Origin of the sequence: Natronosalvus vescus (assembly GCF_023973145.1) — an archaeon.
In the GTDB taxonomy this organism is placed as follows: domain Archaea; phylum Halobacteriota; class Halobacteria; order Halobacteriales; family Natrialbaceae; genus Natronosalvus; species Natronosalvus vescus.
The window spans coordinates 2,216,937-2,242,000 of the sequence record NZ_CP099546.1 but is presented as its reverse complement, the minus strand read 5'-3'; the positions used below and the strand labels follow the sequence as shown (position 1 = coordinate 2,242,000).

Annotated in this window: 30 protein-coding genes and 1 riboswitch; of the genes, 14 read left to right on the top strand and 16 right to left on the bottom strand. The window is 63.7% G+C overall.

Annotated features, from left to right (window positions below; all coding sequences use genetic code 11):
• The first annotated feature begins 10 nt into the window (after positions 1-10).
• Both NGM68_RS10700 and minD read left to right on the top strand, forming a co-directional pair.
• Positions 11-1,273 carry a helix-turn-helix transcriptional regulator gene (locus NGM68_RS10700; protein WP_252698117.1) on the top strand — a complete coding sequence of 421 codons (1,263 nt, stop codon included), beginning with the start codon at positions 11-13 and terminating at the stop codon, positions 1,271-1,273.
• A 157-nt stretch (positions 1,274-1,430) separates the two neighbouring features.
• On the top strand, positions 1,431-2,312 hold the full coding sequence (gene minD / locus NGM68_RS10695; RefSeq protein WP_252698116.1) for a MinD/ParA family ATP-binding protein: 882 nt from the start codon (positions 1,431-1,433) through the stop codon (positions 2,310-2,312).
• A 4-nt stretch (positions 2,313-2,316) separates the two neighbouring features.
• On the opposite strand, the gene NGM68_RS10690 is transcribed toward minD, so the two are convergent.
• Positions 2,317-3,243, bottom strand: coding sequence for an MBL fold metallo-hydrolase (locus NGM68_RS10690; RefSeq protein WP_252698115.1), 927 nt, complete (start codon positions 3,241-3,243; stop codon positions 2,317-2,319).
• Positions 3,244-3,410: 167 nt separating this feature from the next.
• Here NGM68_RS10690 and NGM68_RS10685 point away from each other — a divergent pair, with 167 nt between their 5' ends.
• Positions 3,411-3,554: a rubrerythrin-like domain-containing protein gene (locus NGM68_RS10685; RefSeq protein ID WP_252698114.1), complete on the top strand. Its 144-nt coding sequence runs from the start codon at positions 3,411-3,413 to the stop codon at positions 3,552-3,554.
• 4 nt (positions 3,555-3,558) lie between these two features.
• Here the strand turns inward: NGM68_RS10685 and NGM68_RS10680 are convergent, their stop codons facing one another.
• Positions 3,559-4,458 carry a cation diffusion facilitator family transporter gene (locus NGM68_RS10680; protein WP_252698113.1) on the bottom strand — a complete coding sequence of 300 codons (900 nt, stop codon included), beginning with the start codon at positions 4,456-4,458 and terminating at the stop codon, positions 3,559-3,561.
• 158 nt (positions 4,459-4,616) lie between these two features.
• Positions 4,617-4,696: riboswitch (Fluoride riboswitch) on the top strand.
• A 6-nt stretch (positions 4,697-4,702) separates the two neighbouring features.
• Here NGM68_RS10680 and NGM68_RS10675 point away from each other — a divergent pair.
• The 7 genes from NGM68_RS10675 (at position 4,703) to citZ (ending at position 8,850) form a co-directional block, all read left to right on the top strand.
• Positions 4,703-5,092: a CrcB family protein gene (locus NGM68_RS10675; RefSeq protein ID WP_252698112.1), complete on the top strand. Its 390-nt coding sequence runs from the start codon at positions 4,703-4,705 to the stop codon at positions 5,090-5,092.
• Positions 5,092-5,481 (top strand): fluoride efflux transporter FluC, encoded by a 390-nt coding sequence (locus tag NGM68_RS10670; protein ID WP_252701416.1) that lies wholly within the window; start codon positions 5,092-5,094, stop codon positions 5,479-5,481. Before NGM68_RS10675 ends, NGM68_RS10670 begins: the two co-directional genes overlap by 1 nt.
• A 159-nt stretch (positions 5,482-5,640) precedes the next feature.
• Positions 5,641-5,805, top strand: coding sequence for a hypothetical protein (locus NGM68_RS10665; RefSeq protein ID WP_252698111.1), 165 nt, complete (start codon positions 5,641-5,643; stop codon positions 5,803-5,805).
• Positions 5,806-6,006: 201 nt separating this feature from the next.
• Complete coding sequence (locus NGM68_RS10660; RefSeq protein WP_252698110.1) at positions 6,007-6,576, top strand: magnesium transporter; 570 nt, start codon at positions 6,007-6,009, stop codon at positions 6,574-6,576.
• Positions 6,576-7,157 (top strand): magnesium transporter, encoded by a 582-nt coding sequence (locus NGM68_RS10655; protein WP_252698109.1) that lies wholly within the window; start codon positions 6,576-6,578, stop codon positions 7,155-7,157. The genes NGM68_RS10660 and NGM68_RS10655 overlap by 1 nt, the downstream gene beginning before the upstream one ends.
• Positions 7,158-7,233: 76 nt before the next feature.
• Complete coding sequence (locus NGM68_RS10650) at positions 7,234-7,518, top strand: DUF7536 family protein (RefSeq protein WP_252698108.1); 285 nt, start codon at positions 7,234-7,236, stop codon at positions 7,516-7,518.
• A gap of 183 nt (positions 7,519-7,701) precedes the next feature.
• On the top strand, positions 7,702-8,850 hold the full coding sequence (gene citZ / locus NGM68_RS10645; RefSeq protein WP_252698107.1) for a citrate synthase: 1,149 nt from the start codon (positions 7,702-7,704) through the stop codon (positions 8,848-8,850).
• Positions 8,851-8,898: 48 nt separating this feature from the next.
• On the opposite strand, the gene NGM68_RS10640 is transcribed toward citZ, so the two are convergent.
• From NGM68_RS10640 to NGM68_RS10610, 7 genes are all read right to left on the bottom strand, one after another.
• Positions 8,899-9,303: a hypothetical protein gene (locus NGM68_RS10640; protein ID WP_252698106.1), complete on the bottom strand. Its 405-nt coding sequence runs from the start codon at positions 9,301-9,303 to the stop codon at positions 8,899-8,901.
• A 129-nt stretch (positions 9,304-9,432) separates the two neighbouring features.
• Complete coding sequence (gene ileS / locus NGM68_RS10635; protein ID WP_252698105.1) at positions 9,433-12,645, bottom strand: isoleucine--tRNA ligase; 3,213 nt, start codon at positions 12,643-12,645, stop codon at positions 9,433-9,435.
• A gap of 112 nt (positions 12,646-12,757) precedes the next feature.
• Complete coding sequence (locus tag NGM68_RS10630; protein ID WP_252698104.1) at positions 12,758-13,021, bottom strand: hypothetical protein; 264 nt, start codon at positions 13,019-13,021, stop codon at positions 12,758-12,760.
• Between the two features lie 139 nt (positions 13,022-13,160).
• Entirely contained in the window at positions 13,161-13,358 is a 198-nt protein-coding gene (locus NGM68_RS10625; RefSeq protein ID WP_252698103.1) for a CbaC protein, read from the bottom strand.
• A gap of 207 nt (positions 13,359-13,565) precedes the next feature.
• On the bottom strand, positions 13,566-15,296 hold the full coding sequence (locus tag NGM68_RS10620) for a b(o/a)3-type cytochrome-c oxidase subunit 1 (protein WP_252698102.1): 1,731 nt from the start codon (positions 15,294-15,296) through the stop codon (positions 13,566-13,568).
• Complete coding sequence (locus NGM68_RS10615) at positions 15,293-16,177, bottom strand: cytochrome c oxidase subunit II (RefSeq protein ID WP_252698101.1); 885 nt, start codon at positions 16,175-16,177, stop codon at positions 15,293-15,295. Before NGM68_RS10615 ends, NGM68_RS10620 begins: the two co-directional genes overlap by 4 nt.
• Positions 16,174-16,374: a hypothetical protein gene (locus tag NGM68_RS10610; protein WP_252698100.1), complete on the bottom strand. Its 201-nt coding sequence runs from the start codon at positions 16,372-16,374 to the stop codon at positions 16,174-16,176. Before NGM68_RS10610 ends, NGM68_RS10615 begins: the two co-directional genes overlap by 4 nt.
• Positions 16,375-16,473: 99 nt before the next feature.
• Here NGM68_RS10610 and NGM68_RS10605 point away from each other — a divergent pair, with 99 nt between their 5' ends.
• From NGM68_RS10605 to NGM68_RS10595, 3 genes are read left to right on the top strand one after another with little or no spacing between them, the layout of a single operon-like run.
• Positions 16,474-16,692 (top strand): DUF8131 family protein, encoded by a 219-nt coding sequence (locus NGM68_RS10605; RefSeq protein ID WP_252698099.1) that lies wholly within the window; start codon positions 16,474-16,476, stop codon positions 16,690-16,692.
• A gap of 2 nt (positions 16,693-16,694) precedes the next feature.
• Positions 16,695-17,513 (top strand): sulfite exporter TauE/SafE family protein, encoded by an 819-nt coding sequence (locus tag NGM68_RS10600; RefSeq protein WP_252698098.1) that lies wholly within the window; start codon positions 16,695-16,697, stop codon positions 17,511-17,513.
• A gap of 21 nt (positions 17,514-17,534) precedes the next feature.
• Complete coding sequence (locus NGM68_RS10595) at positions 17,535-19,997, top strand: heavy metal translocating P-type ATPase (RefSeq protein ID WP_252698097.1); 2,463 nt, start codon at positions 17,535-17,537, stop codon at positions 19,995-19,997.
• A gap of 42 nt (positions 19,998-20,039) precedes the next feature.
• On the opposite strand, the gene NGM68_RS10590 is transcribed toward NGM68_RS10595, so the two are convergent.
• The 4 genes from NGM68_RS10590 to NGM68_RS10575 all read right to left on the bottom strand — a co-directional run bounded on the left by NGM68_RS10590 (position 20,040) and on the right by NGM68_RS10575 (position 22,550).
• The gene (locus NGM68_RS10590; protein ID WP_252698096.1) at positions 20,040-20,333 is read right to left on the bottom strand and encodes a hypothetical protein; all 294 of its coding nucleotides are present in this window, start codon (positions 20,331-20,333) and stop codon (positions 20,040-20,042) included.
• 142 nt (positions 20,334-20,475) lie between these two features.
• Complete coding sequence (locus tag NGM68_RS10585; protein ID WP_252698095.1) at positions 20,476-21,270, bottom strand: YqcI/YcgG family protein; 795 nt, start codon at positions 21,268-21,270, stop codon at positions 20,476-20,478.
• Between the two features lie 65 nt (positions 21,271-21,335).
• The gene (locus NGM68_RS10580) at positions 21,336-21,821 is read right to left on the bottom strand and encodes an MOSC domain-containing protein (protein ID WP_252698094.1); all 486 of its coding nucleotides are present in this window, start codon (positions 21,819-21,821) and stop codon (positions 21,336-21,338) included.
• 138 nt (positions 21,822-21,959) lie between these two features.
• Positions 21,960-22,550: a DUF7978 family protein gene (locus NGM68_RS10575; RefSeq protein WP_252698093.1), complete on the bottom strand. Its 591-nt coding sequence runs from the start codon at positions 22,548-22,550 to the stop codon at positions 21,960-21,962.
• Between the two features lie 182 nt (positions 22,551-22,732).
• On the opposite strand from NGM68_RS10575, the gene NGM68_RS10570 reads away from it, so the two are divergent.
• Positions 22,733-22,885 carry a hypothetical protein gene (locus NGM68_RS10570; protein WP_252698092.1) on the top strand — a complete coding sequence of 51 codons (153 nt, stop codon included), beginning with the start codon at positions 22,733-22,735 and terminating at the stop codon, positions 22,883-22,885.
• 239 nt (positions 22,886-23,124) lie between these two features.
• Here the strand turns inward: NGM68_RS10570 and NGM68_RS10565 are convergent, their stop codons facing one another.
• The 3 genes from NGM68_RS10565 to NGM68_RS10555 form a co-directional block, all read right to left on the bottom strand.
• Entirely contained in the window at positions 23,125-23,289 is a 165-nt protein-coding gene (locus tag NGM68_RS10565; protein WP_252698091.1) for a hypothetical protein, read from the bottom strand.
• 146 nt (positions 23,290-23,435) lie between these two features.
• On the bottom strand, positions 23,436-24,062 hold the full coding sequence (locus NGM68_RS10560; RefSeq protein WP_252698090.1) for an RPA family protein: 627 nt from the start codon (positions 24,060-24,062) through the stop codon (positions 23,436-23,438).
• On the bottom strand, positions 24,063-24,992 hold the full coding sequence (locus tag NGM68_RS10555; protein WP_252698089.1) for a replication factor A: 930 nt from the start codon (positions 24,990-24,992) through the stop codon (positions 24,063-24,065). It lies immediately after the preceding gene.
• Positions 24,993-25,064 lie beyond the last annotated feature (72 nt).

Genomic DNA, 25,064 nt, shown 5'->3' with positions numbered 1-25,064 from the left:
GTTGAGACGTATGCGGTTTCCCCGCGCGATCTCCGTCGCCCTCATCATCCTCCTCATCGCCGCGACTGCCGGTGCGGCCGCGATGGCCTCTCCGTCGGCGATCACCGATCGGACGGCCGAGCAATCGACCCTCCAGTCCGCCGAACCCACAGATCTGGAGCCCGCCGATCCCGCACAGGTGATACGCATCACCCTTTCGGCGGACGACAACGCGACGTGGACGATCGAGAGTCGATTCATCCTCGAGGACGAGGACGAGGACGACGAGGAAGCGTTCGAGGCCTTCGCGGAGTCCGTCGTCAACGGCGAGCGAGATGCCGGTCACGACCCCGAGATGTACGCGCACTTCGTCGAGGAAGCGTCGGCAGCAACCGACCGCGAGATGTCGATGGCCGACGCCGGCTACGACGACCCCCGAATCGAACGAATAGAAAGCGACAACGAGACGGCCGAGTTCGGCGTCGACGAAGGTACCGCCGTCGGCGTCATCGCTTACTCGTTCACCTGGGAGAACTTCACGACGAGCGGTAACAATCAGATCTTCGTCGGCGACGCGTTCCAGTCGACAGACGGTACCTGGTTCCCTGAACTGGCCCACGGCCAACAGCTCGTGATCGATACGCCGGAGAACTACGCGTTCCAGTCCTCGCCCGTCGCGACCCGCGACGGGGCGCTCGTCTGGGACGGCCCACACGAGTTCCGCGAGGGCGAACGGGAACTGGAGTTGCTTCGCGGAGCCAGCCCACCCGAAAACGGCGATGATACACCACCTCCTGGCGTCGACGATCCGGAAACGTCAATGCTTCCGCTGCTCGGCGCGCTCGGCGCGTTGCTGGTGGCTGTCGCGCTCGTCGCCGCCTACGTACTTACCCGGTCGTCACCGCCGGCGTGGCTCCCCGCGAGCGTTCGCTCGCGCCTCGAGACTGACGAACCACCGGCGGGCGATCAACCAGTCGGTGGACGAGCCGACCCGAGCGACGCGCCCCGAGATCCACCACCGATGGAGCCGTCACCGGCCGCGGGCGCGACCGGGGCAGCCGCCGACGACATCGACCCCGAGCTGTTGAGCGACGAAGAGCGGGTGTTGCGACTGCTTCGGGGGAGCGGTGGCCGGATGAAACAGGCGTCGATCGTCAAAGAGACCGGCTGGTCGAACGCGAAGGTCTCCCAACTGCTCTCGAAGATGGACGAAGACGACGAGATCGAGAAGCTTCGAATCGGTCGGGAGAACCTCATCACCCTCCCACACGTCGATCTGACGGAGATCGAGTAGTCTCTCGATCTTCGGCGTCCGCTCGAGATACCTGCGAACCGCCCACCCACTGTTCAGGTAGCTCCGAGCCACATCTGTATTTTCCGCTGACAGGACAGGGGTACAGGTGCTCACGATTTAAGGTCTTCCCGCCACACTGTCCGGCTAGTAATCGAGTATGTCCCAAGAGACGGTGTACGCTATCGCGAGTGGAAAGGGCGGTGTCGGCAAGACGACGACGACGGTGAATCTCGGAACGGCGCTCGCCCAGGCGGGCAAGCGCGTCGCAATCGTCGACGTCGATCTCGGAATGGCAAATCTGGCGGGGTTCGTCAGCCTGAGCCCCGACTCGACCACCCTCCACGACGTGTTGGCCACCAACGCTCCCCTCGACGACGCCACGTATCGACTCGCCGAAAATATCGTCGCGATCCCCAGTGGAACCGGACTCGACGACTACGCAGCGACCTCCCCGGAGGGCCTTCGCGACGTCATCGAAACGCTTCGAGAGCGATTCGACTACGTCTTCCTCGACGTCGGTGCCGGCGTGAGCCACGAAACCGTCTTACCGCTCGGGCTTGCCGACGCGGTTTTACTCATCTCGACGCCCGAACCCGCGTCCGTCCACGACGCCAAAAAGACCCTCGAGCTCACCGATCGCGCGGGTGGCGAGATCGCGGGATTGATCGTCACGTGCACGCGCCCGACTGGCGACGTCTCCTACCCGGAAATCGCCGACCGTCTCGAGGTGCCGCTGCTCGCGACGATTCCGGAAGATCCGGCCGTTCGCGAGAGCGTCTACGCCGGGAAGCCGCTCGTCGTTTTCAAACCGGATAGTCCCGCGTCGGCCGCGTACTGTCGGCTGGCAGCCGAGATGGCCGATGTCGAGCCACCGACAGCAGTCGCTGCCGAAGCGAACGCTGGTGAATCCACTAAGGAGACGGCTGCCAACAACTCGGCGAACGTCGACGAGGACGGGGACGGCGACGACCAGAGCGGTGTTGCCTCCCACGACGACGTGTCGAGTGCGATCACGGAAGCCGAATCGGACTCGAGCTGAGTTTTCACTGTTCTTTCCAGTCGAGGTACCCGAGGACGCCACGAACGTTCATCGCCGTCTCCGCTCGGGCCTTACGCTCGCCCCACGTCTCGACGATGTCCGGGTCGACGTCCCGTGAAAGTGCCTCGACGACGGCAACATCGTCATCGCGCTCTGCTCGTGCAGTTTCGACCTTGTCGACCCACTCGCTGAGGACGTCGCCGTAGGTCTCGAGGGCAGTGTCGACGTCGTCGATTTCTCGAGGGCCGAAGTGCGTGTAGAGGAGCACCGAAGGATCGAGTTCCCGGATCGTCCCGAGGTCGGCGAGACAGCCTTCGAGGTTGAACTGGGCGGGCGGCGAGGTTTCTCGGATCCGCTCGATCGAGGGGATCCAGATGCCGGCGGCGTCGCCGGTGAAGAGCGCGTCCATCTCGGGCACCTCGAAGACGACCTGGTGGGGGGCGTGTCCCGGTGCCTCGTGTGTGCGAAGGGTGTAGTTCCCGAGGTCGATTACGTCGCCGTCCTCGAGTTCGACGACGCGCCCCTCGGGAATCGGAAGAGGATCAGTGTAGAACTCCCACTGATCGCCGACGGCCGCTTTCGTGCTGGCGACGAGCCGTTCCGGTTCGACGAGATGGGGTGCACCAACGTGGTGGACGTAAACGTCGGCGTTCGGACAGGCCTCCGCGAGGAAGCCAGCCCCGCCAGCGTGATCGAGGTGGATGTGAGTGACGACGATGGCCTCGAGGTCTGGTCGGTCGATTCCGACCGTCTCGAGCGCATCCAGAATGTACTCGTGGTTGGTGCCGATGCCTGTTTCGACGATGGCGGGGCGCTCGGCGTCGAGGATGTAGGCTGCACCGTACTCGCTCGTTCCGTACATGCCGGTGTCGACGGAGAAGAGGTCGGCACAGTCGCCGACGGTCACTTCGCGAACGGCTCCGATGTCCATACAGGGTGGGCGTCCGGCGAGGCGATAAAACCTGTCCTCGTGGCCTCGAGAAAGGTGGTTGGTAGTTTGTGTCGCAGTAGGGGTATTGACAGGAACCGTAATAGCCATCAGCCTGGGCAAATATTGCGACATATAGCCACCACTCACACGGCTGGCCACCGGAACCCATGAAAGACGCCCCCTACGATCCGACATCGGAATCGACCTACGAGTGCCTCGAGTGCGGACGGACGGAGACATCGGTGTCGAACCCGGGAACCTGTCCGAACTGCGAGGTCGCCTACCGGAACACGGCGATGCCAATCGAGTAGTCGGTCACCCCTCGACGTGATCTTTCCACTCCCCGATTCCCGAGGGATCGAGGTGAACGTGTGCGTCGCCGACGTCGTCTTCCTCCCGAAGTACATTCATGAGTGACGTCTCGAGGTCGTGGGCGTCCCGAAGCGGCATGTCGCCATCGACTTCGACGTGTACCTCGACCTCGAGAACCGTCCCGTCGTAGTAGACGGTGAGGTCGTGGATCCCTTCGACGCCAGGGTGGCTTCGCAGCGTTCGGGCAATCGCCTCGCGTTTCTCGGCCGGTGGTGCAGCACCAACGAGATAGCCGACGTTCTCACGACCGATCGAGACCCCTTGCGAAACGACGAGGAGACTGACGAGACCACCAGCGACGGCGTCGAGCACGGAGATACCGAAGAAGACGCCGACGATCCCGACGACGGCAGCGAGGGAGGTGTAGATGTCGTTCAGACAGTCGATCGCCAGCGCCTCGAGCGCCGTCGAGCCGATGTCGCTGTTGACGGCGGTGGTGTAGCGGTAGACGAGATACATATCGACGATCGCGAAGGCGAGCGCCCCGAGCAAGAGTGGGCTGAACGTGACGTCAGTACCGCGGACGATCCCCTGGGTGGATTCGTACAGGAGCATGAGGCCGAGCAACGCGATGACTGCACCAACGAACAGTGCCGTCAACGGCTCGATTCGATCGTGGCCGTGTGGGTGGGTGTCGTCGGGTTCCTCGTAACTGCTGGTTCCCCAGACGAGCACGACGATGCTGGCGACCAGATCTGCGACGGAGTGAGCGGCGTCCGCCAGGAGTGAAAAACTGCCGAATACGATTCCGGCGGTTCCCTCGACGACGATTTTGGCGGCGTTTCCGAGCAAGTTGACCCAGGTGGCTCGCCGAAACCCGCCCCGGTGCTCGCCGTTTGCCATACCTGATTTAGATAGAGTCTAAACTTCAGTCTTGTTACTCGAGGCGGCGCATGCCTGCCCTCGGCCAGCAGTACGCATGCACGTCCATCACGGTAGTAATCCATTGCCACGTGAAACGGCGCAGTCGGAATTCTCATAGGTCTCGAGTCGAAAGCTGGGTGTATTCGGGCGATGGGGCCCGCCTGACCCAACCGCCGGTGTGTCGAGGTTCGATCCGGCTGACGGTCCCTGCCACCAGTCAGCCATGTCCGACACAGCCATCGTTCCCCGACTCGAGACGCTCGCCCTGATCGGAATCGGCGGGTTCGCCGGGGCGAACCTGCGCTTTTTCACGCTCGGGTTGCTCCCGGACGAACTCGCCCTGCTCGTCGTCAACGTCCTCGGGAGTGCCGTCCTCGGCTTTCTCGTCTACGAAGCCCAGTACACCGGCCTCGTCGACCGAAAATCCCGGGTCGTGTTCACGACGGGCTTTCTCTCCTCGTTGACGACGTACAGCGGGTTCGCACTGCAATCTGCGACTGCCGGCGGTATCGCCGGATTCGGCGCCATCGTTCTCGGCACCTACGCGCTCGGTTTCGGTGGCGTCCTCGTCGGTCGAACCGTCGCTCGCCGCCTCAGGGGTGATCGAACGTGATCGCGGGTCTCGACTTCCTTTCGATCGCAGCCGGGTTGGCTCTCGAGCCGGCCCACCTCGTCGGGACGGGCGGCGCAATTGGCGCAATCGCTCGTCACATCGTGTACACACGGCTCTCGACGGACTCGTTTCCACTGGCGACGCTGCTCGTGAACGTCCTGGGAAGTACCCTCTTTGCCCTCCTGGTGTTCGGCGGCGCGGGTGAATCGACCGTCCAACTGCTCGGCATCGGCGCCTGCGGTGCGTTCACGACGTTCTCGACGTTCTCCGTCGAGACGGTACAGCGGTGGGAACGCGGCCAGCGTGGAGTCGCTGTTTTGAACGCCATCGCCAACCTCCTCGGCGCACTCGCGGGGATCGGAGTGGCGTGGTTGCTGCTCGCGATGTGACTACTCCCCGACCGAAGTCGGGGACGTTCTCCTGCCACTCGTGTAACGCCTCCGCCCGATACCGGATGCGGAATCCGTCGACGAGAATGCGTGCTATTTTATGACACAGTAGGTGGCGGAGGAAAACGACTATTTGGCTCGTCTAAAAACCCAAGTAGTATGCTGAATACGAATCATCACCCCCGCAATCGAATCGAAACGCGCGCCACCACGGCACGCGAGCACGGCCGCTCGCTCGAGGAACTGATCCTCGATCTACTACAGGGGGAGTTCGCCGGCATCATCCGCTCGCACGTCCGTGGTGAGGTCTATGGAGGACGCTAAACGGTCGGTAGCCGTCACTCGCTCGGCGGCCTCCGTCAGCACAGTCTCGACGGCCTCCGTCAGCACAGTCTCGACGGCCTCCGTCAGCACAGTCTCGACGGCCTCCGTCAGCACGGGCCCGACGCTCGAGCGTCGAGGATCGTTCGGACGACAACTGATCCACTACCAGGAACGGCCAACGGGTACCCTGGAGAGATCGACATGACCGTCCGACAGGAGTTCTGGTCGATCTACCGCCAGGCGCTCCCCGTCCTGCTAATCGCTCTCGGGGGCGGCCTCTTCGCGGGCATCGTCCTCGAGGGTCTCGTCGAGAGCGTCGAGCGATTTCCTGGCCTGCTCGTGATGGTACCGGTCTTTCTCGCCACTCGCGGCAACGTCTACGGGGCCCTCGGCGGACGGATCGCCAGCGGACTCCACCAGGGGTTGATCGAGCCGAAATTTCAGTGGGACGAGCGACTGGTCAACGCGGTCGTCGCCTCCTTCGTCAACGGTATCGGCATCTCGATCGTCATCGGGATCATCACGTGGGGTGCCCTCGGCATCATCGGCTGGGAAGCCGCCGCACTCTACGAGTTCATCGGCATCATGCTCATCGCCGGCGTCCTCACCTCGATCGTCCTGATCTTCGGCCTGCTCGCCGTGATCTTCGCGGGCTACACGTACGGCTACGACCCGGACAACCTCGTCGGCCCCATCGTGACGACGCTCGGTGACATCTTCGGCATGCTGTTCTTGCTCTTCGCCGTCGGCATCGTCGAGGTGATCGCCTGATGGTCGTCTCGACGCCTGGCGGATCCCTGGGAACGTGGGACGCGAAAGCCATCGTCACCACGATGTTTCCCCTGCTCGTCGTGCTCTGTGTCATCGTCCTGGCCGCCGGGATCACCTTAGAGAGCGCCGAGGAGATGATCGAGCAGTACGCGCTCCTCGCAATCATGGTGCCGACGATGGTCGATATGGGCGGCAACCTCGGCGCCATCCTGAGTTCGCGCCTCTCGAGTCGACTCCACCTGGGGACGACGTCGTTCTACGTTCGAGATACGGGGCTGATTGCGAACGTCCTCGCCATCTTCGCGCTGGGGGCGACGATCTTCGCCTCGCTGGCGGTCGGCGCGTACGCCCTGGGAGTCGTCCTCGGCATCGGGCTGCCGTTGACGACGTTGCTCACCATCTCGCTCGTCAGCGGGATGGCGGTCACCATCATCGCCGTCGTGTTCAGTTTCGCCGCCACAATCGCCTCCTATCGGCTGGGGATCGATCCCGACGACGCGACGATCCCGATCGTCACGAACGTCGTCGACGTCTTCGGGATGATCATCTTCATCGGCGTCTCGTGGCTGGTGCTGTTCTAACCGTCCACGACCGCGCGGTTTCCCGCGTGAAACTGCGACCGACGCGATTTTGATCCCTCGGTCGGAAATGTCACCCGTGTCATCGTCATCGGATCGACCAGGACGGCCGCCCGTCACCCGACTCCTCGAGGCGCTCGAGGTCAAACGGAACGCGGTCATCTCGCTCGTCGTTGGGATCGCGTTTACCGTCGCCGTCTTCCTCTTCTTCGTCGTTATTCCGGGGGTGGATCAACAGCTGACGTACCTGATCGCACTCGGATTCGTCCTCGCGACGACGACCGCTGGCACCGTCCTGATCGTGCTCACGGTGTACCAGACGATCGTACTCTCGCGAACCCTCGAGGACGGCGAGGAAATGTGATCGTCGAGTCGGTTCCGTCAATGCGGCGAATACAGTCTGTGTACGCCTCTCGCGGCGGATATATTCATTATCGTTCATCGTACAATCCAGCCCCGTGAGTCGAAACAGAAAATCGGCCGGAAGAGCCGTGCTGGCAACAGCCAAACGGCAATACTTTTCCAATCCCCCACAAAAGTCCTAGCTATGGCTGACGATCTGAAGAAAGGGCTAGAGGGTGTGTTGGTCGCCGAATCCGAACTCAGTTCCATCGATGGAGACGCTGGTCGACTCATCTACCGCGGCTACTCGATCGAAGATCTCGCCGAACGGGCCCAGTTCGAGGAGGTACTCTACTTGCTCTGGTACGGCCACCTCCCTACCGAGGCGGAGTACGACGAGTTCACCGACGCGATGGCCGCCGAACGCGAAGTCGACGACGCTATCCTCGAGACCGTTCGCAGCCTGGCCGACGCCGGCGAGAAGCCGATGGCCGCGCTTCGAACCGCGACCTCGATGTTGTCGGCGACCGAGCCAGAGGGTGACTCCGATCCCGCCGACTTCGAGGCATCCCTCCGCAAGGGTCGACGGATCACCGCCAAAATGCCGACCGTCCTCGCCGCATTCGAGCGATTCCGCCAGGGCGAAGAGCCACTCGACCCGAATCCAGAGCTCGGGCTCGCCGCCAATTTCCTCTACATGTTCACGGGCGAGGAGCCCGACGAGGTGGCCGCCGAGACGTTCGATCAGGCGCTCATCCTCCACGCCGATCACGGTCTGAACGCCTCGACGTTCACGTCGATGGTAATCGGATCGACGATGGCGGACGTCTACAGCGCGCTCACCGGCGGCATCGGTGCGCTCTCGGGTTCGCTGCACGGTGGCGCCAACCAGGACGTCATGGAAGTCCTGTTCGAAATCGACGATAGCGACCTCGACCCGCGTGACTGGGTCGAGCAAGCGACCGACGAAGGGCGACGCATCCCCGGCTTCGGCCACCGCGTCTACAACGTCAAGGATCCGCGCGCGAAGATCCTACAACAGCGCAGCGCCGAACTCGCCGAAACCGGCGACAGCAAGTGGTACGACATCACCACCACCCTCGAGGCCTATCTCACCGACGAGAAGAAACTCCCCGAGAAGGGAATCGCCCCCAACGTCGACTTCTACTCCGGCTCGGTGTACTACCAGCTCGGCATCCCGATCGACACCTACACCCCTATCTTCGCGATGAGCCGCGCCGGCGGCTGGATCGCGCACGTCCTCGAGTACCAGCGCGACAACCGCCTGATCCGTCCGCGAGCCCGCTACACCGGCCCTGAGGATCAGGAGTTCGTTCCGCTCGAGGAGCGATAACGACGATAACGACGGCTCCGACGATTCCAACGACACCGACTACGACGACTACGACCTGTTTTCAGCCTGCGGACGCGTATCACGATAGCCCGCGAGGCCTTCGACGACGACGTACGCGACAGCCGTGATCCCCACGAGCGCGTAACCGAGCGTGCTGATCTCGAGCGGGCCGATCGAGGACGAGCCGCCGTAGGCGACCATCGCCGTGCCGACGAGGACGACGGCGAGTGCGGCGACGTAGCGCCAGCGCGCCTCGACGGGGATCATGCCGTCCTCGCCGAGGATGGCGAGCACGAGGTGGGCCCCGCCAAGGATCACGCCGTAGAAGGCGATGAAGACGACGGCTGCCGTCGCCCCCTCGAGGAGACCGAGTCCCGCTACGTCGGCGAGCACCAGGAGGACGATTGCGAGGCTGGCGACGAACACGTGAACGACCGTATCGCGAGAGACCATAGCCGACCTGTTGGACGGTCAAAATGAAAAGGGTTCGTGTGATCGGCGTGCTGGCTCGAGTGAGACGGTCGGCTGCCGATCACTCGAGAAATCCGCCCTCCACGAGCCGTTGTGGCACCGACGTCGCCGTCAATCCGACGCTTCCGCAGCAGCCAGGGGCTCGAGCGCCAGTTCCATCGTTACGCCTTCGACGTCCCACGCTTTCCGCTGGCCGTGCTCGACGTCGACCGATCGAAGTTCGTCGGCGCGAACCTCCTCGCGGATCAAGTCCTCTCGCTGGGCGACGAGGTCAGTGACGCGATCGTCCTCGATCTCGAGTTCGAGGGCGATGCGCTCCTCGACGTTCAGGTCGAGTTCCTTGCGCATCTCCTGGACGCGGCGGATGACCTCCCGAGCGTAGCCCTCGCTCTCGATGTCGTCGGTGAGCGAGGCGTCGACGTAGACGACGCCTTTGTCGTTGCCGTCGAGGCCGAAGGCCGTCCCCGCGATGGTGTCCGGCGTCTGGGTGACGAAGGAGACCATCTCAGTGGTGAGTTCGTCGTCGTCCTCGAGCACGTCCACAACGGCGGCCTCGAGCGACTCGAGGGTCGGCTCCTCGATGCGGGCCTCGTTGAGCGCGTTCATGACCTCGCCAGCGCGGCCGCCGAAGGCGGGGCCGAGTTCGCTCATGTCGGCCTCGGCGCTGTAGGCGAGTTCGCCCCACTGCTGGTCGGGCGCGATCAGTTCGATCTCGCGAGCGTTCAGTCGGTCGGCGACCAGCGACTCGTGACGGGAAACCGCCTCGACGACGCGGTCGTCGTCAGCGGCGACGACGACCCGCTGGACGGGCCAGCGGAGCTTCCGACCGGCCTGCTGGCGGGCGTTCGCCCCGGCCTCCTCGATGGCGCGAACGTAGGCGACGTCGATCTCGAGTTCGGGATCGGCCCAGTACTCGTCGGGTTCGGGCCAGTCGTGCATGTGCACCGTCGGGTGGCCGTCCTCGTCGGTGAGCGTACCGTAGATCTCCTCGGTGACGAACGGTGCGTAGGGTGCGAGCAGTACCACGGTCTCGTGGAGGACGTGGTAGATCGTCGCGTACGCGGCCGACTTCGAGGGGCTGTCGGATTCGTCCCACATCCGCTCGCGAACCGCCTGAACGTAAAACCGCGAGACGTCCTCGACGAGGAACTCGACGAGCGCCTCGAGCGCGCGATCCTGGCGGAATTCCTCGAGGTGCTCGGTCATCTCGGCTTTCGTCGACTGGAGACGGGCGAGTACCCACTCGTCGACCAACTCGAGGTCGTCGTCGACGTCCTTAAGAGTCGTCTCGCTCGGATCGAACCCGTCGAGACGCATGTACGGCAGCGGGAACCGGAACACGTTCCAGAGGGTGCGAAGGTGGTTCTCCATCGTCCGCATCCCGTCCCACGAGAAGCGCATGTCGTCGCCCTGGGGGTTCGCCGAGAGCAGGAACATTCGCATGGCGTCCGACCCGTGGCGCTCGATGGCCTCGTGGGGTTCGACGACGTTGCCGACCGACTTCGACATCTTACGACCGTCCTCGTCCAGTGCGTGCCCGTGCATCAGCACCGTGTCGTAGGGCACTTCGCCCATCGCGGCCGTTCCCATACCCAGTTGCGACCAGAACCAGCCGCGGGTCTGGTCGTGGGCCTCAAGGATGAAGTCCGCGGGCCAGCGTTCGTCGAACTGGTCGTTCTCGGCGGGGAAGTTGAGGGTTCCCCACGACGCCACCGAGGAGTCGAGCCAGACGTCGAAGACGTCCGGGACGCGGGTGTAGGTCGTCCCGTCTTCGGTGATCGTGAGGTCGTCGACGACGTCCTTGTGGATGTCGACCGTCTCGGGATCGACGTCCTGATCGACTCGCTTGGCGAGTTCCTCGCGAGTGCTGATGACGATCATCTGCTCGTTGTCGTCGCGATCCTCGGGCGTCCAGATCGGGATCGGGATGCCCCAGTAGCGCTGGCGGGAGACGTTCCAGTCGGGGGCGTCCTCGACGAAATCCCGGAAGCGGCTGTCCCGGGCCCAGCCGGGGTACCACTCGCTGTCCTCGATGTTCGCGAGCAGTTCGTCTTTGACGTCCGTGATCGTGATGAACCACTGGTCGGTGACGATCTGGATGACCCCCGTGTCACACCGCCAGCAATGACCGTAGCTGTGGGTGATGGTTTCCGACGCGAGGAGCGCGCCGCGTTCCTCGAGGTCGGCGGTGATCTCCGCGTCGGCTTCCTTGACGAACTGGCCCTCGTACTTGCCGCCGGCCTCGGTGTAGACGCCGTCGCCGCCGACGGGACAGAAGATGGGGAAGCCGAGTTCGCGGCCGCGGAGGAAGTCCTCCTCACCGTGGCCGGGCGCGGAGTGAACCAGGCCCGTCCCGTCGCCATCCGTCTCGACGTAGTCCGCCGCGTACACCTCGAGGGCACCGTCGTGGCTCGCGTGGTCGGGCACCTCCTCGGCCAGTGGGTGTTCGTACCGCCAGCCGATCAGACCGGCCCCGGTGAGTTCTTCGACGACCTCGTACTCCTCGTAGCGGCCGGCTTTCAGGACGTCTTCGTGTTTCGCCTCGGCGACGTAGAGCAGTTCTTCGGTGCCGTCTTTCTCGGCGCGAACGCCGACGTAGTCGCCGTCCTCGTCGACCGCCGTAAAGGTATTCGCGGGGATCGTCCAGGGGGTCGTCGTCCAGATGACGAGGCTCCCGTCCCGATCGGCGAGGTCGAATTTTACGTAGATTGAGGGATCCTCGACGTCCTCGTACTCCACTTCGTTGTTCGCCAGGCCGGTCTCACACCGGGGACACTGGCTGATCGAGCGCTGTCCCTGCTCGACGAGGCCGCGTTCGGCGGCCTTCGAGAAGCCCCACCAGGCGGCTTCCATGTACTCCGGATTCACCGTCTTGTAGGGGTCGTCCCAGTCCATCCAGACGCCGAAGGACTTGAAGTCCGACTGGAGGCCCTCGAGTTGCTCGTCGGCGTACTCCTTGCAGGCCTCGATGAAGTTCTCCTCGCCGAACTCCTCGATGTCCTTCTTGTTCTCGAAGCCGAGTTGTTCCTCGACTTTGGTCTCGATCGGCAGGCCGTGCATGTCGTAGCCGGGTCGATCGGTGACGTCGTAACCGCACATTCGCTTGTAGCGAATGTAAAGATCCTTCAGGCTCTTGTTCCAGGTCGTCCCCATGTGGGCCGCCCCGGAGGTGTACGGCGGGCCGTCGACGAAGAAAAACGACTCGCCGTCGGCGCGATGCTGCTTCGTCCGTTCGTAGGCGTCGACCTCGTCCCAGTAGGCGAACACGCGCTCCTCAAGGGCGTGTGGATCGTACTGGTCGTCGACCTCGTCGAACCTGCTCATACCCGTGGTGAATCACTCCGGCTGTAAAGAGGAATCGGTTGCGCAAACGCAGCTGTCAGACCGGGCGGTGCAGTGAGCTATGGCGAACGGTCATCAGCAGACGAGAACCGCACTACCGCGAGTGTACCCGTCGGTCGCGTCGCCCGCTCGGCGTTCGAATTGGGTAGTGCCTGAAGACGAAGAAGGCGACACCGAGCATGAAGGTTCCGAACAGCGCCGTACTGATGACGTATTCGGAGGTGTACAGCATCGCAATTTGCTCCGGGGCAACCGTGTAGAGTCCGACTGCGGTGAGCGCGACGACCAGCGCCCAGAGCGTCCCCGTTATCGCACGGAACCAGCGGGTGTTCCCGATGTCGTGTGTGTTCTCTGGCATGGTGTCTCGAATATTCGTACGCAGTTGGTCTCAAAAAGGACGGAACCCGGTTCCCAGTCGGTGGGAACGAGGACGCGAAAAACGACTGTTACCTGATGAAGACACAGAATCTCGAGGTACCAGGCACCTCCGAGACAGTTTACGCCGTGGCGGTGCTCTGGTCACGCTCCGGGAACGTCGCCCAGAAGAGGATGCCACCGACGACGAGGACACCGATGATCAGCACGCCCGTAAGCGAGAGCTCGATGTCGAAGAAGCCGAGTACTGTTCTGAGTTCGACGAGAACTGGAACGGTGAACGCCAACAACACGAGCAGGGCTCCCCTCGAGATCCGCATCAGCCGCTCACCTCCGTTCGAGCGGCCGTGGAAATGCCAACGCCGGATGACGACTGTCGGTTCATGGTGACAGAGACGAGGCGGCCGACCAAGTACGCTCGCGCCGATTCCCACGCCGTGGGAATCCGGGGTTGGAAAATCGACACTCGAGGGACGAGTCCGGCCGACAAAGAGGCGAAGCGACAGGAAAGACGCGAAAGGAGACGATCAGCCGGTCACCGCGGACAGGCTCTCGAGCAGCCCCGTTCGAACGAGGTCGATCATCATCGGGAAGGCGTCACCACCGGGCCCGAACAGACCGCCTCGTTCGACGATGGCTGCGAGGGGCAGCGTGTACGCGAGGATAACGAGTACGACAGCGATCGCCGTCCAGAGCTTGATGTTGTCGAGGACGAGCGGTGCATCCTCCGGCCCCGAGAGCGGTTTCGGGATGGTGTTGTCCTCGAGGGTGACCGCCTCGTCGTTGAACGCGGTGATCAGCATGTTCCCGAGGAACAACACGGTCGAGAGGGTGAGCAAGACGCCACCGAGAGCGATCTGAGCGTTGAGTTCGCCGATGGTGCCGACGGCAGTTTCGAACTCGAAGCCGGTGTACTCCGGTTCAGCAGTCCGTCGCGGAATGCCGAGGAGGCCGCCCCGGTGCATTGCGTTCGACATGAAGGTCATCCCGACGAACCACAGGACGACCTGGACGAGTGCGATCGGTTTGCTCACGAGTTCCCGGCCGGTCACCTGCGGGATGAACCAGTAGGAGACGGCCATGAACGTCAGGGCGACGGCGGTGCCGACGGTGAGGTGGAAGTGGCCGGGCACCCACAGCGAGTTGTGGACGAGGTAGTTGATGTTCATCCCGGCGTTGATCATCCCGGAGAACCCGCCGGCGGCGAACATCAGCCCGGCGAGCGCCATGCCCGTAAAGACCGGGTCACGCCACGGCAGTGCGCCGAGCCAGCCGAAATACCCTTCGCCGCCGCGCTGGCGAGCTCCGTGTTCCATGCTCGCGACGACGGTAAACGCCGTCAGCAGGCTTGGCAAGAGCAGGAACATGGTGTTCGTCATCGCGATGAACTTGAACCCTTCAGCGATCCCGGGATCGAGGTACTGGTGGTGGATGCCGACGGGCGTCGACAGCAGCAAGAAGAGGACGAACACGACGCGGGCGAGCGGGTCGCTGAACAGGCGACCGCCGGACACCGTCGGTAACAACAGGTACCACATCATGTACGCAGGCATCAGCCAGAAGTAGACGACTGGGTGGCCCCAGAACCAGAAGAGCGTCCGCGTGAGCGTCGGGTTGACCGTGTCGATGAGGCCGAGCGACCACGGCAGCAGGAAGACGATGATCGAAATCGCGACGCCGATGGTCGCGAGGTACCACATGATCATCGTCGTCAAGACCATGAACGTCGGCAGCGGAATTCGTTCGTCGGGGTTCTCCTGTTTCCAGGCCCACCACGAGCGGAACCAGTCGGCCCCGGCGAGCCACGTCCCGATGACGAATAGTACCAGTCCGATGTAAAACAGCGGATGGGCCTGCAGGGGTGCGTAGAACGTAAACAGAACGTCCGCACTCATGTCGACGGCGTCGGTGAACCCGGCCAGGATCGCGACGCCGGCGAACAGCGTCCCGAGTGACATCAGGCCGTACCACGACCAGGTAAATCGAATGTCCTCGACCTCTCGATCGAGGCTGGTCGTCACCGCCCAGGTGAACACGGCGACGAGGAAGAAGATCGTGAACGTCACGACCATGAACACCCCGTGGGCTGTCAGCACGGTGTAGTACATATCCGACGGAATGATCCGGACGAAGTCCGTCCGGTGGAGCGTCTGGATCAGCCCGAACGCCGCCCCCAATGCGAGCGCGATGAACGAAGCGTAAAACGCCGATCTAATTACTTTTGCTTCTGCCGGGAATCTATCGATGTAGGCACTCATTCGTCTCCCTCCTCGTCTTCGGTTGCGGTTCCATCATCGTCCGTTCCAGTCTCATCCTCGCCCTGTCCCTCGAGGTCGACGCTGCCGCTTTCGGTGCCGTCATCGAACGTTGCCGGCGAACCCGATTCGACGGTAACCGTCCAGTCGAGTGCCTCCAGATCGTCGGTGTCGAGGCTGCCCGTGTCGACGGTGAACGTGACCGTGCCCGTCGACTCGGCGTCGACCGTGACCTCGTTCTCGTAGGTCTCGTCGCCGATCTCGAGGTCGACCGCCGCCGTCTCTTCCGCGAGCGCATCGTTGGCCACGGTGGCCGTCAGCTCGAGGTCGTCTCCGGGTTCGACGGATTCGTGAGCGTCGACGGACTCGATCGAGAAGAGGTGGAAGTCTTCTTCGGGGACGACCTGAACGATTCCCTCCATGGCGTGGTGGCCGGAGCCACAGTACTCGTTACAGAGGATCCCGTACTCGTCGGGGTCACCGAACTCGACGGTCATCGCGGATACCTCACCGGGGATGACCATCGAGTTCACGTTCGTTCCGACGAGGCTGAAGCTGTGAATGACGTCGGAGCTGGTGACGTAGAAGGTCACTTCGCTATTTTCGGGAAGGACGATCGGGTCGTGGACGGCCGTCGTCCCGGGGTCGTAGTTGAACTGGTAGGCTCGAACGTTGACGTCGTACTGGTTTTCACCCGTCTGGTGGACGCCGAGGTCACCGAAGCGTTCGTGTTCGTCGAGCGCGTTCGGATCGAGCGTCTCTTCGGAGTCGTCCACCATCGCGATGCCCAACCCGACGGCCCCGTACGTGATCGTCGCGACGAAGCCCACGATCAAGAGCAACGCCGCGATCAACCAGAGTTTCTCGTAGGCGTGAATGTTCATACCATCCCCACCACTGTCGGATCGTTACCGAGGAATTCGACGAAGTACATGAACAACCACATTAAGACCAGAATCAGAAAGTACAGTCCGATTAACGCGAGCGTTCCGACGGGATCGAACTCGTCGTGACCAATCTGGCGTTCCAGTTCGTCGTCGTGACTAATCTGGGGCTCTAGTTCCACAGCGTCCGATGACATACCTGGTGCTAGCGACGGTTGCCTACTCAACATTCTACCCGTTCCCACGACCTGGGAACTGGATCGACCTTTATGCACTCGAGGCACCGACACTGTGCCATGAGTATCGACGGACTGCCGGTTCGCTGGGTAGCTGCACTCGGACTGCTGGCGATCGCTCCCGCCCTCTGGTACGGGTTCGGTGGTGCGAGTCTGGCCGGTGTCGTGACGGTCATCAACGTCGTTATTATCGTCGCTGCGCTGTACGTCGCAACTGGACCGATTGCAGGTGATGAGCACGGTCACCAGACAACCGATGACGGTTCCGGTGCCCGGTAGGGATGGGTGGTCTCTGGCTCCCACCAGTCGTTCTAGCACACGATCATGGAACCACCGTGGCGAGCGGCCACGTCGACCTGCTGGTCTTCTTCCTGGTCGGCATTCTCGCCGGGGCACACTGTCTGGGGATGTGTGGCCCGCTCGTGACTACCTACGCCGACCGAATCACCAAATCGAGTACCTCGAGACCCGACACCCTCTCGCTGACCGAGGTGCGCCAGCACGCGCTGTTCAACGTGGGGCGTGCGGCGAGTTACACCGCGATCGGTGGCCTGTTCGGCCTCGTCGGAGCGCTCGCGTACACCTCTGCCGATGCCGTCTCGACCGTCGGCGACCCGATCCGGGGCGTGGCCGGGATCCTCGTCGGCATCGCGATTATCGCCAGCGGCGCCTACTACCTCCGCGGACAACCCGGAATCCCGCACGGACTCCCCCTCGTCGGCCCGCTGTTCGCCCGGCTCTCGAGCGTCCTCGTGAGTCGCGTCGACCGGCTGGCGAACTCCCCCGGAATCGTCGGACTTGGGGCGATTCACGGCCTGCTCCCGTGCCCCATCATCTATCCCGCCTACCTGTACGCCTTCGCGCTCGGCGATCCGATCCGGGGAGCGTTCTCGCTCGGGGCCCTCGGCCTCGGCACGATTCCGACGTTGTTCGCCTACGGGACACTGCTGGGCTCGCTGTCGATGACGACCCGCGTTCGACTTCATCGCGCACTCGGTGCCGGCTTTCTCGTTCTCGGGTACGTCCCGCTCCAGCACGGACTGATGCTTCTGGGGATCCATCTTCCCCACCCGCACATTCCGTTCTATCAACCGCTGTAACCGCCTCCCCGTAATCGACCCATGACGTCGCCACCATCCGCGGACGCCGGTTCGAGCGTGACCTCCAGCGGCGACTCCACGAGTACGAACGAGGACGGTTGTTCCCTCTGTGGCCTCCCGCTTCCGGCCGACCCGGTCACCGGCGACGACGTTAGCGGGCAATTTTGCTGTCAGGGCTGCCTGCAGGTACATCACGCACTCGGCGACCTCGAGGAGTCGACGGCGCGCGACGTCCGAGCGACGATCGACGGCGAGACCGAGGGCGACGACCTCGAGACTGTTGACGGCGAGGACGCTTTCTTCACCGTCGACGGGATGCACTGCGCCACCTGCGAGGCGTTTCTCGAGGGGCGAGCGATCAGCGTCGAGGGTGTCCACGCCGCCGAGGCCAGCTACGCGAGCGACACCGTCAGGCTCGTCTACGACCCCGACCGGCTGGAGGAGGACGACCTCCGTGAGACGCTGACCGGTGCCGGCTACAACGCCCGCGAACGCGGCGTCGGGCGGGGCAGCGACGGCGAGGAGCAGGCGCTCGCGAAGTTCCTCGCCGGCGGCGGCCTGTTCGGCATGATGGTGATGATGTGGTACGTGCTCTTTCTGTACCCCACCTACTTCGGCTACGATCCCGTCGTCGAGTTCGGTCGGTTCGACCAGCTCTACATCTTCGCGAACATCTGGCTGATGACGTCGTTCGTCCTGTTTTACACCGGGTTCCCGATACTCCGGGGGGCGTACGTGAGCCTGCGGGCGGGGATGCCGAACATGGATCTGCTCGTCTCCCTGGCTGCGCTGGCCGCCTACGCCTACAGTACCCTGGCGATGCTCGAGGGGCGGACGGATCTCTACTTCGACGTCTCCGTGGCGATCATCCTCGTCGTCACCGGCGGCACCTACTACGAAGGCGTGGTCAAACGCCGAGCAGCGGGCCTGCTCGCCGACCTAACCGAACAACAGGTCGCGGAGGCGCGCCGCCACGACACCGGCGAGCGCGTCCCGGTCTCCGACGTCGAATCTGGCGAGTCGCTCCTCGTCAAACCCGGCGAGCGCGTCCCGCTCGATGGCACCGTCCTCGAGGGGGAAGCCGCCGTCGACGAGTCGCTGATGACTGGAGAATCGCTCCCCGTCGAGAAAGCCGTCGACGACGCCGTTCGCGGCGGAACCGTCGTCACGGACGCCCCGCTCGTAATCGAGGTCGGGCCGGACGCCGAGAGCACCCTCGATCGTCTCGTCGACCTGCTCTGGCGGATTCAGAGTGCTCGCCCCGGTGTGCAGCGACTCGCCGACAAACTCGCGACGATCTTCGTCCCGCTGGTGATCGCGGTCGCCGCCATCGCCACGGCGGTCATGCTCGCGACCGGCTCGAGCCCGACGGCAGCCCTCCTCGTCGGCCTCACCGTGTTGATCGTCTCCTGTCCCTGCGCACTGGGTCTGGCGACGCCGCTGGCAATCGCGTCAGGTGTGCAGTCGGCGGCCGCGCGCAACATCGTCGTCGCTGCCGAGAGCATCTTCGAAGACGCCCCCGGCGTCGATGTCGTCGCCTTCGACAAAACCGGCACGCTCACGGAAGGCTCGATGTCGGTCGAGGCGGTCGTCGGCGACGATCCCGACGCCGTGCTCGAGCGCGCGGCCGCGGTCGAACGGCTCTCCGAGCACCCGATCGCGGCGGCAATCGCCAAGGCGAGCAAACAGGGGCTCGAAGGAGACACGCACAGCGACACGATGCCGGGCACAACGGCAGCGGCGACCGAGACCTTCGAGCGGACGGCCCGAAGCGTCGCTGGCATGGTCGTCGACGACGAGTTCCCCGATGGAACCCGCGTACTCGTCGGCCATCCCGACCACTTCGACGAGAACGAGTGGGAGATCCCGGAGGACTTCGAGAAGACGATAGAACGGGCCAGAGCTGACGGCGACGTCCCGGTCGTCGTCGGCTGGGAGGGGGCTGCTCGCGGCGTGATCGTCGTCGGAGACGCACCGCGAGCGGAGTGGGAGTCGGCCGTCGAAACGCTGTCGGCGGGCCGGGAGGTCATCGTCATCACGGGCGACGAGGGCGCCGCTGCCGATCGGTTCAGGGCTGTCGATGGCGTCGACCGGGTGTTTGCTGGCGTCCCGCCGGAAGCCAAAGCCGAAACCGTCCGACGACTTCGCTCGCGCGGGACGGTGGCGATGGTCGGCGACGGCAGCAACGACGCCCCCGCCCTGGCGGCTGCCGACGTCGGGATCGCCATGGGGAGCGGGACGCAACTGGCCACCGACGCCGCCGACGCGGTGATCGTCTCCGACGACCTCGAGTCGGTTGCCGAGACGTTCGCCGTCGCGAGCGCCACTCACCGGCGGATCAGACAGAACCTCGCCTGGGCGTTCGTCTACAACGCGATCGCCATCCCGCTGGCCGTCGCCGGGTTCCTCAACCCGTTACTCGCGGCGGTTGCTATGGCGACGAGCAGCACGCTCGTGGTGCTCAACTCTTCGCGGTCGCTGTAACGGAGTTGAACGTCAGCGGGTGACCGATGCTCGCCTTTCGCGCTACTCGAGCGCTCGTCCGCAGTGCACCGTTTCGACGGCTACCGTGAGGACGCCGTTATGATACCAGGCCCGACGCTCGTCCCCGAAAATCATCTTGGGTGAGGGCGGTTCGACTTCGTGTACGCATCCTATCGAACCGCCGACCTCGACGCGAACCGTTCGCGAGCCGACGGCGACGGACACGTCATCGAGGGTCGCCGGGAGGGTGTCGACGACGACGAGGAATCGCCCCACGTTTGGTTCGTGGATCGTTTGCGTTGGGAGCGAAGCCGACGTAGATGTCGTGAAGGGCATATCCCCACTCTCGAGTAAGGGGATGAATAGCTCGTCCTGTACAGCTTCAACGCTGATATGCTGCCCGTCTCGAGGCCGATAGACACCCACCATGAGTCCAGAATACACCTGCCGTGGCGATGCCCCGAACCGTCGAGCGAGATCAGTCGCCGATGACGACCGATCCCTTCGGGTGCGTACGAGTCACTCGCATCGGGCACTCCGAAGGTGCCTGTGACTCGTCCGAAGAGAGCATGTACTGCGGCCACTCGCGGTCGCCCTCGACGCCCCAGTCCCCGAGGTCAGCGTGAGGACAGACGCCGTCGTACTCCTCGAGGCGTCCCTGGATAATCTCGCGGGCGCGTTGCCCGGCGTCGGTGTCGGCGGTGATCCCGTCGAACAGCGTCCGCGGCTGGAAGGTGATCTCGAGACCGATCGGGCAGTATCGACTCTTCCGCGTGTCGTAAAATGGTGCCCGGCAGGTGGGAAAGAGCGCTTCACCGCCGAAACAGAACTCCCACGTACTGGTGTCTGGATCGGTCGGGATGTCATCTGGCCAGGGTTCGGGGTCGTGAGCGTGGAGCACCTGGAGAATGTGCCACAGCGCCTCGTGATACTCGCGCTCGCGAAGCTCGCGCTCGGGCGGTTTGAAAAAGGTGACGAGGGAGGCCTGCTCGCTGTGGTCGTCGTACACCTCGAGGTACTCGAGTAAGGTTTCACCGAGGGCGAACAACGCATCCTTGTCGGTCATCGACTCGACGGCGGTGTACAGCGGCCACCCCTTTCGAACTGACTCGACGCCAAAGTGACAGGGAAATGGACTGTCGTTTCGCGTCCCGAGCAACCCCTCGGTGAAGCTTTCGTAGTGCGCCCGAACCCAGTCGGGTACCTCGCTCGCCTCGACGCGAGCCTCGAGCGTCGACTGATCCATGAGCACCTGCACGCCTGGCTCGTTCATACGCGAGAGAAAGGACTGGCCGAATCTATGCGTTTCTACTTCGGAATCGTCGTTCGGCGTTCGTACTACTCGTCCTGTTGGCCTGATGGCTCGAGCACGTCGATCGGATCACCCATCTCGATCACGCCACCCTCGAGGATCCGGGCTCTGAGCCCACCCCGGTGAACCAGCGCCTCGCGGACGCCACGTTGCTCGAGGTGAGACTCGAGGTACGAACACGGTTCACAGCGTTCCGTGCCGACACAGACCGCCTCGCCGATGCGGAAGCGACGATCGACGAGGTGGTTCAACGCGACCCCCTGGGTCGTCACGTTTCGGCGGTGGACGCCGGGTTCGAGCGCGAGGTCGCAGTCGCGTTCGACCGCCTCGAGGACTTCTGATTCGATCAGCGTGAGGTCGCTCCCCTCCCGATCGGCGAACGTACCCGAGGAGTGAAAGTAGCGGTCGCCCTCGAGCCCGGCGTCGGCGACCGCCTTGACGCGCGCACGTGACTCGGGTGGCGCGCCCTGTTCGGGGGCGATGTGGATCGCGCGGATACGGCCGGACGTCATGGTCTGGTGTCCGTACCTGCGTTCGCAGTGGACATCGTCGTTTCGCTCCGAATCGTTGTGAATCCGCCGGCCTCACTTCGACCAAGTCCCAGGCACCGACGAGTATCCGATACTCGAGGCACAGACGAGATCCGGCGACTACCGACGAGCCAGGAAGCCGCCGGCAGCGCCCAGAACCAGCGGGAACACGAGCCCGACGAAGATGATGGACATCAACATGTCGGGGCCGAACGTCGACCTGATCGTTTCGCCCAGAATCTCGAACTCGGCGGTCGCCTCGAAGAGGACGCTGCCGACGACGGCGAGTGGAAGGTAGCCGACGACCACCGAGGCACCCGCTTTCGCCCCTTCGACGCCGGTCGCCGCCGCCGGAAGCGATCGGTGCGCGATCAGTGCCCCGACGCCGAACAGGATGGCGACCGGCACGAGGTAAAACACCGGTTCGGGGAACTGGGTACTCTCTTCGGCGATGATGTTGAGTCGCCGCGTCCCCTCGAACACCGTTCCCGAGGCGAAGACGAACTCCGCGTCGACGAAATGCGCGTTGTAGAACACGGTGCCGATCAGCTCGAACGCCGAGGACTCGTCGGTGTACTCTAGTTCCGAATCCACCATGACGAGCAGGTAGGTGAGGACGTAGCCGGCGACGAACGCGCCGACACCCCCGAGTGCACCTTCTTTCAGCGGGAGCGCCGTCGACGACGTTCTCGAGTGTGTGCGTTCGGACATAGCCTCGTGTTTCGGACGTTCGGGTAAATTTATAGGCGATATAATGGTGCCAGACGTACCCACGAACGTACCGAGTCGACAGCCGAGAGCGACGGATTCACGGTGGTTCCGCACCGATATCGATCAATGAATCCAGAGATGGAATCACTCACTCGATGGAAGCGACGCGGCGGTGATGACGCGTGAACACGGAGCGACTGGCCCCAATCTATCTGTTCGGCATCGCGCTCAATGCGGGCGCGCTGGTCTATGCACTCTCGCTGGGCGAGTACCTCTTCGCCAGCGCATTCGTCTTCGTCATCATCTATCTGTTCGTCCGATACCGGACGCTGTGACGGGCTCGACAGACGCTCGAGTCACACGTAGCGAGACGTCGACCCGACGGTTCATCGAGAACGGTGTGTCGCCGGGCGGGTCGACGACACCGCGTGGGCTGTGGGTGGATTCGTCGTACACGGTTCGATCCACCCCGGGGACGTCCGAACGCGGATTGAAATGTCGGCACAATCGAGCCGCTCGGTCGATTACACTCGCACGACCCACCACCTTCGTCGATCCGTGTCAGTAGACGCCGTTAAAACAGGCCAAGGAGGGTGAACACGCCGCTGAACGCATCGCGAAAGACGACCAGGGCGATGCCGGCAGCGACGACCACCAGAATCCAGGCGAGCATGATGTACATGGCTTTCCGAATCGCGTCCTCGTTTTCACCGCTGAATAGCGTTTCGTCGGTGCTCATTGGTGGAGTTTTCAAACCCGGTCTACATAAAGGGCTCGCACAGCGCTCATCGGTCACGATCGGCAACGCGCGATTACACGAGCCGACATCCTTGACAATGGGTCAAAAACGGTGTGGTGCGAGATGACAGAGCGCCCGAACGGTCGTCAGGCCGAGGCCTCGAGCTCCTCGAGGCTCTCTAAGGCCTGAATCACGTCACGGCGGTAATTTTCGACGGGCAAATCGTACCGCTCGTGAGCCATCTGGGCGTACTCGTTGGTCGGCGCGACGGAGCCGCTTTCGGGGGCCTCCTGCTCGGCTTCCCACTCCGTGAACGCCTCGATGCGCTCGAGGGTGCGGTCGGCGCACTCGACGACCCAGCGGTCGCGGGTGGCCTCGTCGACCACGGCGATCGATTCGGGTCGCACGGAGACGTTGACGGTGCCGTCGTCGGTCTCGTAGGTGCGCGGTTTGCCGACGATGGCGACGTACGCCGGCGGTTCGGTGTCCCGGAGCACGGCGGCGGCTTCGGGCTGGTACTGGCCGGCGTAGACGAAGAACGTCCCCGTCGGGTCGACGACGCGGCCGCGCCAGTACTCGCTCTCCTCGCCGACGTCTTCGGTTTCGGTGAGGGTGCCGACGAAGAACACGCGGTTGGCGCGGTCGCCGGTCGGCAACAGGGCGTAGTTCGGTGCGCGCTCGTCGTCCGACTCCTTGAACGCGTACGTCGAATCGTTGAATTCCGAGGCGAAGACGCGCTTTGCGACTTCGCGGGTGAGTTGCGTCTGAGACATTTACATCGACCTCGCTTTGATCAGCAGTTCCTCGCCATCGACCGGCCCGTCGAGTTCCTCGACCTCGTCCGCGAGGACGTAGCGGCCGAACGTCGGCCCTTCGATGCGGTAGTAGGTGCCGACGATCCGGTCGCGGATCTCGTCGGCGACGATGGTCGTATCGAGGGCGTCCATCGCCATCTCCTTTGCCTCCTCGAGGCTGATCCCGGTCAGCCCCTCGGTGGCCTCGGCGTCGAAGATGACCTCGTGGGCGTCGATCCCGTCGTCGACGACGCCCTTGATGCGGAGGTCGAACTCGCCTTCGACCTCGCCGTGGTCGGGACAGCGGCCGTTCTGGAGGACGTAGGTACAGCCCTCCTCGGGGCAGCGTTTGATCAGGCCGCTCCCGCTCTGCATGTCGACGAGTGCTCCCTCGATCTCGGAGGTGTCGTCGCCGACTTCGATGTCTTCGTCCAGTTCCTCGACGACCGTCGTCGAGTTGAGTTTCACCGAGTACCGGCCCTGGTACTCGTCGGTGACGACGTTCCGGAGGTCGTAAACGCCGCCCTCCTCGAGGCTCGGGAGGTCGGATTTGGCCCACTTGGTGAACTTGATCGTCCCCGTCGGATCTCCCAGGAGGCCGACCTGTGCAACGGAGTCGCTGCGGGGCTCCCAGAGTTCGATGACCTTGGCGCGGAGGTCGATCCACTCCTCGGGTTCGTCGACGTCCTCGATCTGGGCGCGTTCGCTCGAGCCGCTCGAGATGTCCTCGCGCTCGAGGCCGGCCGCGTCGAGGTAGTGCGTCGTGACGGAACGGCGCGCCTCGTCCATCGGCACTTTGTACTCGTCGACGAGGGTGCTGAGTCGTTCCGCGACGTCGTCGACGTCGACGTCGATGTGGTCTGAAAACTGCGCGTGTATGTCTTCTGCGTGTTGGCGTACGTCGCTCATCGGATCACGCCTCCTCTTGTGTATCCATGGGAGGCATACCGACGTTCGCGCCCGATCGTATTTAAACTGCCG